Below are 10153 nucleotides of genomic sequence, written 5' to 3'. Positions count from 1 at the left end.
TACCGACGCCGATGTCGAGTACCTCTGGAAGAAGGCGTACAAACCTACGCAATGGATTCTAGAAAATGATAACGCATGGTTAATGGCAAAACTCCGTGCACCTAAAAAAGTTGCAGTTACGGCCGAGAAGTCTGTCGACTCTAGAGACGGCGCGTATGCAGCCCTTATCGAAGCGGGCGTAGATGAGCTATACAAAGTTACGAAAGATCCGAAGAGAGTGAACATTCGGAATTTGCAATCGCTGCTCCCAAGTTCGTTACCTCATGAACTGGATCTGCGCAAGCAGAAGTTTCCCCTTACTTATCAACAGATCAAGATTCATCAAGAGTCAGTATGGCATTTCCGTCTAAGAACTTTGGTGTGGACTGTCTCTGAACTCATCAGGATGAAGCTCCCGGTGAATTACTCGACGGTAAGATTGACCTCAGCGGTAGCAAGCAAGGTTTTCCTGGTTTTTTCCAGTTTCTTCGAGTGGGATCTGGAAAGCTTGGCAAGAACCGGAGTCGACGCGGAGGCCTTGCTCAGATCTACCGGCGTATCGAGGAATTGGGAGGGACCACCGGTTCCAATAAGCTTTTGAGGGCATCTGTATTCCGTCAGCGTCTGCCAACCTCAGGTGATAATAAAAATCCCATCTGGCTCCTAAGCGTAGACGCGGAGCAGGGTCCACCTTTCACATTAGTAACATTCGCGGCAGCTTTCTGAAAGCTTTCACTTGTTACTCTTTAACTCAGAAATAATTGAGCTCTGGAGATAATTATGAAAGCAATGACAGCAATGAAAGGATTTTTTGCCGCTACTATTTTGACCTTATCTGCTTTGGCCATGGCTGAGGGAGGCGGTGACCGCGTTTATGGTCGAATGATGCAAGAGAACCAACAGGCAATGGAACAATACGCCTCAAGAAATGGTAAGACACCTCCTGAAATTGTTCATTATGAATATGGTATGAACCTCGATATCCAGAAGGTCGTCAGTGTCACACAAGCCAATAAAACCTGTGGTATTGCTCCTTCGCGCATGACCTACGAAGACTCTACCGGCAAGCTTAACACCGTGGAATATAAGGTTATGGCCGACAACTGCCCACATGGAAGCTAGACCATGCAAATTATTTAAGCGCAACATAATTTTCCGTTTGTCCGAACAAGCTTACTGCCCGCTGACGTAGAAGTAATTTTCAGGACAGGCTGAAGTTATCCATTTTATGAAATCATCTCTGTCAGTTGAAAGGTTTCTAACGCGCAGTGAAGTATTGCTCAACCACCAGATACATCCCGCCTCCTTGTTTCTCCTTTGGTTTGGGAGGCGGTTTAGGCGCCCTAGTGGCGCCTTTTTTACGTTCAAAATGAGCTATGTCCTCTGCACTGCCATGACCCTGACCATGCAGGAACAAGATTAGAAGATCAGTTTCCGGGGTATTCAGCAATGACGTGGTCTGTGCCTGCTTTGGACAAGCCGATTACCTTATAAGCGTCATGTTTCCCGTCCACTTCCATTCCTGGGGAGCCGGCCGGCATGCCAGGAACGGCGATCCCGAGAAGGTCGTCACGTTTGCTCATCGCAATGATTTGCTCGGCGGGCACGTGACCTTCAACAAACTTTCCATTGATCATTGCTGTGTGGCAGGACGAGAGTCGTGGAGCAACACCGAGATCCTGCTTGACCGCGCTCATGTTGGTTTCTACATGATCAACGACGGTGAAGCCGTTAGCTTCAAGGTGCTGGATCCACTTCTTGCAGCATCCACAGTTAGCGTCACGATGGACGTCGATCGTCAGCGACTCTGCTGCATGACCAGCTGAACTGATAAACAGAGCCGCAAATGCAGCGAGGCGAAGTGCCCGACCGGGACGAAGAAAGTTATTTCGCATGGGTATGTTCCTTCCCATCAGCGTGGGTATGAGTTTTTGGCTGAGTGGCCGGAGTTTCAGGGGCGTCATGTGAAGCCTCCACAACCTGAGGATGGGCGTGTTCGGTACTTTCATCCTGAGAAGGCGCTGCGGCCGCCTCATGGGCATGAGCGCTGTTTCTCTCGCCATGATGGTCGCCTGCTTCGGCTATCTCTTCGGCTGCACTCGCGTCATGATGCCCCGCGACAACGCCTTTTTGGCCCTCATGCTGGCCTTCATGGTTATGCATTTTGCTCTCACCGCCACCGTGTTGATGACCACCGCTGCTGGTTGCTAGAGCTTTGTATTGCTCTGCATCCAATGAAGGCAGTTGCTGGAGAAAAGCGACCATTCCCCATATGTAGGGATCGGCCATGCTTTTACCCCAAGCGGGCATGCCTGTGGATTTGATTCCATGCTTGATGATCCAGAAAGCTGCGGCAGGGTTTCCATCAACGCCCAGTTTTGAAAGATTCGGAGGTGCAGGGTAAAGGCTATTACTTAACTCGGTTCCTGCAATACCCGGAGCCAGATGGCAACCGATGCACATAGAGTTGTAGTTGCCAGCACCTGCGCGGATGAGAGCTTCTTCGCTCAGGTCGGGGACTTTAATGTCGCGTGAGCGCACTTCGATCGAGCGATCCCGAGCGGTGGAAAGTAGCGCGTAAACGGGATCGGAATGTGGTTCATCCGCCCCAACATTGATCACACCAAAATAAACCACGCCGGCACCTGTTATTGCGGCAACCACCCCGGCAGCAGTCAATGTTTTCAATGTTCTTTTCATGTCAGGCCCTCAAAACCACATCCGAATACCGGCGACAAACCGGGCCTCGTTGGCATCCTCTCCTTCATCGCTGGCCAGATCTGCCGTATTGCCGTAGGAGCGGCTCCAGCTAACACCAATGTAAGGGGCAAATTGGCGAACAATCTCATAACGCAATCGGAGCCCTACTTCGGTGTTTGCCAATCCAGACCCAATGCCGCGCTGGGGATCATTTTTTCCGTAAAAATTGGCTTCGGCCGTCGGCTGCAAGATCAGGCGATTGGTCAGCAGAATGTCGTAGTCGCCTTCCAATCGAGCAGCGGTTTGACCGTTCTCACCGATGTAGGCGGTCGCTTCGGCTTCAAAGTTATAGAGGGCCATGCCCTGAATACCGAGCGCTCCCCAAGTTTGTGGTGACCCGGGTTTGAAGTCTTGTCGTACGCCGGTGACGACATCCCACCATGGACCGATGGAGTGCCCCCAAAGTGCTGAGAGTTCAGCGTTTTCCGTTACGCCATTGGTACGTTCGCCTTCCGAGCGCAACCACAGTCGGTCAACGTCACCGCCGATCCATCCTTTTGCATCCCAGGCCAATGCACTACCGTTGTCAGCATCCTGGTACTCAAATTTATCCAGCAGCATGAAGGAATTTAGTTTTTTGTCGTGGACACCATGACCAGCGACATCTGGAAAGGCGGCTGCACGGTCAGCGTCGGTAAGTACGGGGACTGGGGTTCGACTGGTGGTAGTCGCCCCTCCATCCATACTTTCCATTCCGTCCATTTGCCCGTCATCCATACTCATCTTGCTGTGATCCATAGCCCCCATCTTGCTATGGTCCATAGCTCCGATTGAGCCGTGGTCCATCTTGGAGTGATCCATCTCTTCAGCGGCGTGAACCACGACAAAGAAAGCAGGACTGGTAGAGACTGCCAGTGCTATCAACGTTGGGCGTAAAAACTTACTGGTCATGATCTCAATCTGCCTTTTTGGTTTTTTGGTCATGATCCATCGACTCATGGCTCATCTTGCTGTGATCCATTGACCCGTGATCGGGCTTTGACTCGTTTGTCGCAGTTGGAGGCTTGCTCGTTGCTTCCGCAGGAGTAGCAGGTGAATGAACACTACTATCTTCGACTGCCAGCGCCACGGACGAGAGTCCACCCATCAAGCCGACGGCAAAGAGGCAACCGACCAGCGATTTACGATTTAGGTATGTGCTCACAGATCGTCTCCTTTACTCATCAACCCGTACTTCACGGAACATGCCCATTTCCATATGGAAAAGCAGGTGGCAGTGATAGGCCCAGCGACCTAAGGCATCGGCGGTGACTCGATAGCTGCGCTTGGTACCTGGTGGCATGTCGATTGTGTGCTTGCGCACCATGAACTTGCCGTTCTCATCTTCAAGGTCGCTCCACATGCCGTGAAGGTGGATGGGGTGGGTCATCATGGTGTCGTTCACCAGGGTGATACGCAGACGCTCCCCATACTTCAGACGAAGCGGCTCGGCGTCAGAGAATTTGATGCCGTTGAAGGACCACGAAAACTTCTCCATGTGACCGGTCAGATGAAGCTCAATGGTGCGATTGGGCTCGCGACCGTCAGGGTCTTGGAAGGTGCTTTTCAGGTCTGAGTAGGTGAGCACTCGACGACCATTGTTTCGTAACCCGATGCCTGGATCGTTTAGCTTGGGCGTTGGGTTCATGGCTTGCATGTCAACCAACGGGTTGTTGGTTTCGGACGCTGGGTGAGTTTGCATTTCGCCACCCATACCGCCCATCCCTGCCATCTTGCTGTGGTCCATGCCAGCCATGTTGGACATGTCGCCTTTGTCCATTCCCGCCATCTTGCTGTGGTCCATGCCGGCCATGTTGGACATGTCGCCTTTGTCCATTCCCGCCATCTTGCTGTGGTCCATACCGGCCATGTTAGTCATGTCACCGCTGTCCATGCCGGTCATCCCGGTCATGTCACTTTGGTCCATTCCCGCCATTTTGCTGTGGTCCATGCCCGCCATGCCTGACATGTCACCTTGTTTCATATCGCCGCCGCCCATACCAGCCATGCTGCCATGGTCCATGCCCGCCATACCGCCCATACCCATGTCATCCATGGTCAAAAGCGGCCGAGGATCGATCGCAGGTACCTGTGCCTTTAATCCTTCGCGAACTGCCAAGGTTCCACGTGCATAACCGGTTCTATCCATGGACTGGGCGAAGATTGTGTAAGCTTCTTCGCTGGCAGGTTCTACGATCACGTCATACGTTTCTGCCACGGCGATGCGGAATTCATCGACGCTGACTGGTTCGACATGTTGGCCGTCAGCCGCCACAACGGTCATTTTCAAACCAGGGATGCGGACGTCGAAATAGCTCATAGCTGAGCCGTTGATAAAGCGCAGGCGCAGCTTCTCGCCCGGCTTGAAAATACCGGTCCAGTTACCGTTAGGCGCCTGGCCATTCATGAGATAGGTGTAAGTATCCCCACTGACGTCTGCGAGATCAGTGGGGTTCATTTTCATTTCAGCCCACATCTTCCGGTCGGCCACGGCAGCAGACCAACCTTGCTTGCTGACGTCGTCGATAAAGTCGCCCACGGTACGTTTGTGGTGATTGTAGTAGTCCGATTGCTTCTTGAGCTTGGCCATGACGCGACTAGGATCTTCATCGGTCCAGTCAGTCAACATCACCACATAATCGCGGTTGTATTGAAAAGGTTCAGGCTCTTTCGAGTCGATGACGATTGGACCGTAAACGCCTGCCTGCTCCTGCAAACCAGAGTGGCTGTGGTACCAGTACGTACCGTTCTGATGCACCTTGAATTTGTACTCGTACATGCCATCGGGCGCGATGCCATGGAAACTCAAACCCGGTACACCGTCCATATTGGCGGGCAGAATGATCCCGTGCCAATGAATGGAGGTGTCTTGGTCTAGGCGATTTTTCACACGCAGTGTGACCGTCTCGCCTTCGCGCCAGCGCAGCAAAGGTCCGGGCAACGAACCATTGATGGTCATGGCTGTGCGCGGCGAGCCAGTTATGTTTACAGGGGTTTCACCAATAAACAGATCAAATTCGTTACCGGTGAGAACGCTCGGCAGACCAGGACTGGTCACTGCCCATACAGGAGTGCGCCACAGACCCAGGCCGCCGAGAATGCCACCAGCGGCCAGGCCTTTAACGAATGTCCGCCTAGAGGTTTTGGAATGCATGCCGTTTATGTCCGATCAGTCAAAAGGGAAGCCGTGCGAAACAACCAATGAGTTGCTCAAACAGGTGAAGGCACTCTCTCGGGGGGTGTAATGAGCCCGAATGAGCTCGCTCGCCGTCACTAAAAACGAGTTCTTACGGCAAGCGAGCTCAGAAATTGCCACATTTGAACCACCACAGTGATTACATTTCTGTCAGCTTGGGAGCGCAGCAAGCTATTCAGCAATTCTTGTGGTCCGTCGATTTGGCTTGGCTTTCTGCGATGGGAGGTTGGGTGCTTTGCTTTTGGGCTACTTGATACGATTCCATTGAATTATTCCTAGCCGCTTCCATACGTGCGAACGCCCGGTCACCACCGCCTTCAGCCATTGCCAAAGAAGAGACGGTCAGGGCTGCGATGACGAACAAAGTTTTGATGGGGTTCATTTGAATTTCCTCGGATGAGTATTGGTAACCCCCGAATCCACATCAAGTGATGATTCTTAGGGGTGAGCTTAAGGCTCAATAGGACTATAAGACTCATCCCCTGTCAGGAACCTTAGGTGAATATTACAGTTGTGTCAGGTTGCGATATTTCTCTTGAGGAACACGCTATTTAATCCGTAAGGTCTCGATCTTCCAGCGTCACACCGCTATTTACTGAGTATCAGTTTGAGGTGCGTGACTTTGTAAGTTTCCGTTAACTTTCAAGGGGAAGATGTTTTTTTAGTTTCTTTACTGGAACTGCATATCTGAACCTGGATGCACCGCGTCAACACTTAAGTGTTCGATGTTCATGGGAAATAGTAGCGCTACTGAGGGTGATTTAGCGTGAGTATTAATTTTGAGAAAGCGCTTGGCTTCGCAGAAAGAGCGTTAATTTATCGTAGTCAAAGAGCTGAGATCCTGAGTAACAATATCGCAAACGCTGATACGCCGAACTTCAAGGCCCGAGACTTAGATTTTTCTACTGTGCTTGCAAGCCAGACAACAGAAACTCCTGCTACTCCGTTTTATTTGAAAACAACAAATGTAAAACACGTTACCGAAAAAGAATCAGCAGGTGATATTTACGGAGGTGCGTTGCTTTACAGCACACCAGCTCAACCTGCCATTGATCAAAATACTGTCGATCAGCAGGTCGAGGTCGCAAAATACACAGAAAATGGAATACGTTTCGACGCCGCTTTTACTCGGTTGAATGGAGCATTCAAAGGTTTGCTCAAAGCTCTGCGAGGTGATTAGTAGCGCAAGGGCTTGCGAGCGGTAATTGTGGCCGACGCGGCTGCTTCGGTACTCCCTGAGGGTTCACCAAGGGGAGCCCCCTGCATACGGGGCTCTGACTAGGGGCAGGTGTCAGCATTCAAGCGCTGATCTGAGAAGGAAAACCTAACGCCTCGACAGCTTTACGAATCTGCTCTGGGCTTTCGCTGCTTTCAACACTCACCTTACCGGCTGACCGATCCACGGAAACCGTAGCTTCGTTGTCCAGTGACTGAATCGCTTTGGTAATTTTGCTGACGCAACTGCCGCAACCAATGCCTGATACATCTAAGACGAACATGGTTATTCCTCTCGTGCTGAGCGGTCTCTTTTCACCGCACCGACAGCATCAACGTTGACACGATGGCAAGGTCAATAGTTATCTGTTTCGGGTTGTGAGCGTCATTCATGGGTAATTGCACAGTCTGGACCACCCTTTTGCATTTGACCTAACCAGCCATTTGCATCGGATTCGACCAGTACGCTTCTTGGCCATGACCGGCAGAGAACGGCCAAAACCGGACGCTCATCACGAACGTCTGAAGCTTGAAAGCCTGACTGACAGGCCAACACGCACAGCACCTATTAACCCTGCCTTCGCAACCCCTTCTCCAGTTGGTCTCGCCAAAACCCTAGCTCTATAGGGCGGCTTTCCAAACGCCAAGATTAGGAGTAATGTAATACTGACTACATATTAAATAGCTATCTCTACATGAAAAATTGGCTGACTCTGATTCTTGGCTTACCCACCGCTAATGCCACCGAACGCATGCGGGCTTGGCGCGCTTTGAAAGCTTCAGGTGCGGCAGTTTTGCGCGATGGTGCTTACCTGCTGCCTGATACCGGTGTCTGTCGTGAAGCGTTAGCGTCTGTCGAACGCGACATCCTGGCCATCAACGGCACCGCTTACGTCTTGCCCGTCGTCGATTCTCACGGTGAGCGCTTTGTCGAGCTGTTCGACCGTAGCGAGGACTACACCAAGCTACGCACTGAGATCGAAGCATGCCGTGCACAGCTCAATGCTGAGAACGCACTGGCCACCACCAAGCAGATTCGCAAGCTGCGCAAAGCCTACGAACAACTGGTCAACATCGATTACTTTCCAGGTAAGCCGAAGCAGCAAATTAATTTGGCTTTGCAGGAGCTAGAGACAGCGGTTAGCAGGGCCCTGTCTCCGGATGAGCCACACAGCAGCAACCAAACAATAACGACACTCTATGTTGATGATTATCAGGGACGCGTCTGGGCAACACGCAAGCGTCCCTGGGTCGACCGACTGGCGTGTGCCTGGCTCATTCGTCGCTTCATTGACGCGCAAGCTCAGATCCTCTGGCTGAACACGCCACAGGACTGTCCAGTCGGTGCCCTGGGTTTTGATTTCGATGACGCAACCTTCAGCCATGTTGGTAACCGCGTCACCTTCGAAACCCTACAAGCCAGTTTTGAGCTTCAAGAGCCCGGCCTAAACCGTATCGCCGCATTGGTGCACTACCTCGATATCGGAGGTATCCAGCCGGTGGAGGCTGCCGGTATCGAACGGGTGCTGGCAGGGCTACGTGAAACCATTACCCATGACGACCATCTGCTGGCAGCTGCAAGTGCCATCTTCGATGGCCTGCTCGCCGGGTTCGTGAAAGAGGAGCAACCCAATGAGTAAGGTTTTGGCACCAGAGGTTGAAGAGGATATGTCGAGGCCTGAACCGATTAGTCTGCGTGAGGCGTTCTGGTTCTGGCTGAAGCTCGGCTTCATCAGTTTCGGCGGGCCAGCCGGACAGATCTCGATCATGCACCAGGAGCTGGTGGAACGGCGACGCTGGATTTCCGAGCGCAGATTCCTGCATGCCCTCAATTACTGCATGTTGTTGCCTGGGCCTGAAGCTCAGCAGTTAGCAACCTACATTGGCTGGCTAATGCATCGAACCTGGGGCGGAGTTATTGCGGGTGCTTTGTTTGTACTGCCCTCACTTTTCATCCTGATCGCTCTTTCGTGGATGTATATCGCCTTTGGCGATGTCCCCGCGGTGGCCGGACTTTTCTATGGGATCAAACCCGCCGTAACGGCCATCGTGGTGCAGGCGGCACATAGAATCGGCTCTCGGGCATTGAAGAACAATTGGCTGTGGGCAATAGCGGCGGCTTCATTTACCGCGATCTTTGCATTCAATGTTCCGTTCCCGCTGATCGTCTTGGGGGCCGCGTTAATCGGCTATGTCGGAGGTCGCCTGGCTCCCGAGAAGTTCAGAGCTGGGGGGCATAGCGCCGCCAAAAAGTCCTTCGGCCCAGCCTTGATCGATGACGACACTCCGTCCCCGGAACATGCCCGGTTCAGCTGGTTGAAATTGGCATCGCTCGCACTGATCGGCGCCGTGCTATGGGCTTTGCCGATGGGGATTTTGACCGCCCTCTTTGGTTGGGAAGGAACCTTGACCCAGATGAGCTGGTTCTTTACCAAGGCGGCATTACTGACCTTTGGCGGAGCCTACGCAGTGCTCCCATACGTCTACCAAGGCGCGGTCGGTCACTATGGCTGGCTAACCCCGACGCAGATGATCGACGGGCTGGCTCTGGGGGAAACCACGCCAGGGCCGCTGATCATGGTGGTGGCTTTCGTCGGCTTTGTCGGGGCCTATGTCTTGCAAGTATTCGGTGCCGATCAAGTATTTCTGGCGGGAGCTGTGGCCGCCGCCCTAGTGACCTGGTTCACCTTTCTACCATCGTTCCTGTTCATCCTCGCGGGTGGCCCGCTGGTGGAGTCGACCCACAACGAACTCAAGTTCACGGCACCCCTTACCGCCATTACGGCGGCGGTGGTGGGAGTTATCCTCAATCTGGCGTGTTTCTTCGGCTATCACGTACTTTGGCCGAAAGGCTTCAGCGGTAACCTGGACTGGCCCTCCGCGTTGATCGCGATTGCTGCGGCGATTGCCTTGTTCCGCTTCAAGCGAGGCGTCATTCAGGTACTGATGGCCTGCGCGCTCGTCGGGTTGGCTGTGCATTTGCTGCGCTAGAAAGCATGAATTGATTAGCAATCTTTGGCGGGC

General features: G+C 52.7%; 11 protein-coding genes and 1 pseudogene. 5 read left to right on the top strand and 7 right to left on the bottom strand.

The features are described 5' to 3' along the window. Both BLS87_RS31675 and BLS87_RS31670 read left to right on the top strand, forming a co-directional pair. Positions 1-580, top strand: a pseudogene (locus BLS87_RS31675) (TniQ family protein); the annotation flags it as partial. 188 nt (positions 581-768) lie between these two features. Then, entirely contained in the window at positions 769-1101 is a 333-nt protein-coding gene (locus BLS87_RS31670; RefSeq protein ID WP_032874284.1) for a DUF2790 domain-containing protein, read from the top strand. A 305-nt stretch (positions 1102-1406) separates the two neighbouring features. Here the strand turns inward: BLS87_RS31670 and BLS87_RS31665 are convergent, their stop codons facing one another. From BLS87_RS31665 to BLS87_RS31645, 6 genes are all read right to left on the bottom strand, one after another. Continuing rightward, the gene (locus tag BLS87_RS31665; protein ID WP_024078245.1) at positions 1407-1874 is read right to left on the bottom strand and encodes a DUF411 domain-containing protein; all 468 of its coding nucleotides are present in this window, start codon (positions 1872-1874) and stop codon (positions 1407-1409) included. Next, the gene (locus BLS87_RS31660) at positions 1864-2679 is read right to left on the bottom strand and encodes a c-type cytochrome (protein ID WP_024078244.1); all 816 of its coding nucleotides are present in this window, start codon (positions 2677-2679) and stop codon (positions 1864-1866) included. Before BLS87_RS31660 ends, BLS87_RS31665 begins: the two co-directional genes overlap by 11 nt. Positions 2680-2688: 9 nt before the next feature. After that, the gene (locus tag BLS87_RS31655; RefSeq protein ID WP_019821351.1) at positions 2689-3663 is read right to left on the bottom strand and encodes a copper resistance protein B; all 975 of its coding nucleotides are present in this window, start codon (positions 3661-3663) and stop codon (positions 2689-2691) included. Next, complete coding sequence (locus tag BLS87_RS34010; protein WP_154502361.1) at positions 3635-3883, bottom strand: hypothetical protein; 249 nt, start codon at positions 3881-3883, stop codon at positions 3635-3637. The genes BLS87_RS31655 and BLS87_RS34010 overlap by 29 nt, the downstream gene beginning before the upstream one ends. Before the next feature lie 12 nt (positions 3884-3895). Continuing rightward, the gene (locus BLS87_RS31650) at positions 3896-5872 is read right to left on the bottom strand and encodes a copper resistance system multicopper oxidase (protein WP_024078243.1); all 1977 of its coding nucleotides are present in this window, start codon (positions 5870-5872) and stop codon (positions 3896-3898) included. A 217-nt stretch (positions 5873-6089) separates the two neighbouring features. Further along, the gene (locus BLS87_RS31645; protein ID WP_019821356.1) at positions 6090-6296 is read right to left on the bottom strand and encodes a co-regulatory protein PtrA N-terminal domain-containing protein; all 207 of its coding nucleotides are present in this window, start codon (positions 6294-6296) and stop codon (positions 6090-6092) included. A gap of 384 nt (positions 6297-6680) precedes the next feature. Here BLS87_RS31645 and flgB point away from each other — a divergent pair, with 384 nt between their 5' ends. Beyond that, the gene (gene flgB, locus BLS87_RS31640) at positions 6681-7094 is read left to right on the top strand and encodes a flagellar basal body rod protein FlgB (RefSeq protein ID WP_019821357.1); all 414 of its coding nucleotides are present in this window, start codon (positions 6681-6683) and stop codon (positions 7092-7094) included. A 118-nt stretch (positions 7095-7212) separates the two neighbouring features. On the opposite strand, the gene BLS87_RS31635 is transcribed toward flgB, so the two are convergent. Further along, complete coding sequence (locus tag BLS87_RS31635) at positions 7213-7413, bottom strand: heavy-metal-associated domain-containing protein (RefSeq protein WP_019821359.1); 201 nt, start codon at positions 7411-7413, stop codon at positions 7213-7215. Between the two features lie 411 nt (positions 7414-7824). On the opposite strand from BLS87_RS31635, the gene BLS87_RS31630 reads away from it, so the two are divergent. Continuing rightward, complete coding sequence (locus BLS87_RS31630) at positions 7825-8769, top strand: chromate resistance protein ChrB domain-containing protein (protein ID WP_024078242.1); 945 nt, start codon at positions 7825-7827, stop codon at positions 8767-8769. Next, positions 8762-10120 carry a chromate efflux transporter gene (gene chrA / locus BLS87_RS31625; protein WP_019821362.1) on the top strand — a complete coding sequence of 453 codons (1359 nt, stop codon included), beginning with the start codon at positions 8762-8764 and terminating at the stop codon, positions 10118-10120. Before BLS87_RS31630 ends, chrA begins: the two co-directional genes overlap by 8 nt. Positions 10121-10153: the final 33 nt, after the last annotated feature.

This window comes from Pseudomonas abietaniphila, from assembly GCF_900100795.1.
Classification (GTDB): domain Bacteria; phylum Pseudomonadota; class Gammaproteobacteria; order Pseudomonadales; family Pseudomonadaceae; genus Aquipseudomonas; species Aquipseudomonas abietaniphila.
This window is presented reverse-complemented; position numbering and strand designations above follow the sequence as displayed.

Coding starts and splice junctions, on each gene's coding strand:
- BLS87_RS31660 (WP_024078244.1), bottom strand. CDS start 2,679: ATGAAAAGAACATTGAAAACATTGACTGCTGCCGGGGTGGTTGCCGCA.
- BLS87_RS31650 (WP_024078243.1), bottom strand. CDS start 5,872: ATGCATTCCAAAACCTCTAGGCGGACATTCGTTAAAGGCCTGGCCGCT.
- BLS87_RS31670 (WP_032874284.1), top strand. CDS start 769: ATGACAGCAATGAAAGGATTTTTTGCCGCTACTATTTTGACCTTATCT.
- chrA (WP_019821362.1), top strand. CDS start 8,762: ATGAGTAAGGTTTTGGCACCAGAGGTTGAAGAGGATATGTCGAGGCCT.
- BLS87_RS31630 (WP_024078242.1), top strand. CDS start 7,825: ATGAAAAATTGGCTGACTCTGATTCTTGGCTTACCCACCGCTAATGCC.
- BLS87_RS31665 (WP_024078245.1), bottom strand. CDS start 1,874: ATGCGAAATAACTTTCTTCGTCCCGGTCGGGCACTTCGCCTCGCTGCA.
- BLS87_RS31635 (WP_019821359.1), bottom strand. CDS start 7,413: ATGTTCGTCTTAGATGTATCAGGCATTGGTTGCGGCAGTTGCGTCAGC.
- BLS87_RS31655 (WP_019821351.1), bottom strand. CDS start 3,663: ATGACCAAAAAACCAAAAAGGCAGATTGAGATCATGACCAGTAAGTTT.
- BLS87_RS31645 (WP_019821356.1), bottom strand. CDS start 6,296: ATGAACCCCATCAAAACTTTGTTCGTCATCGCAGCCCTGACCGTCTCT.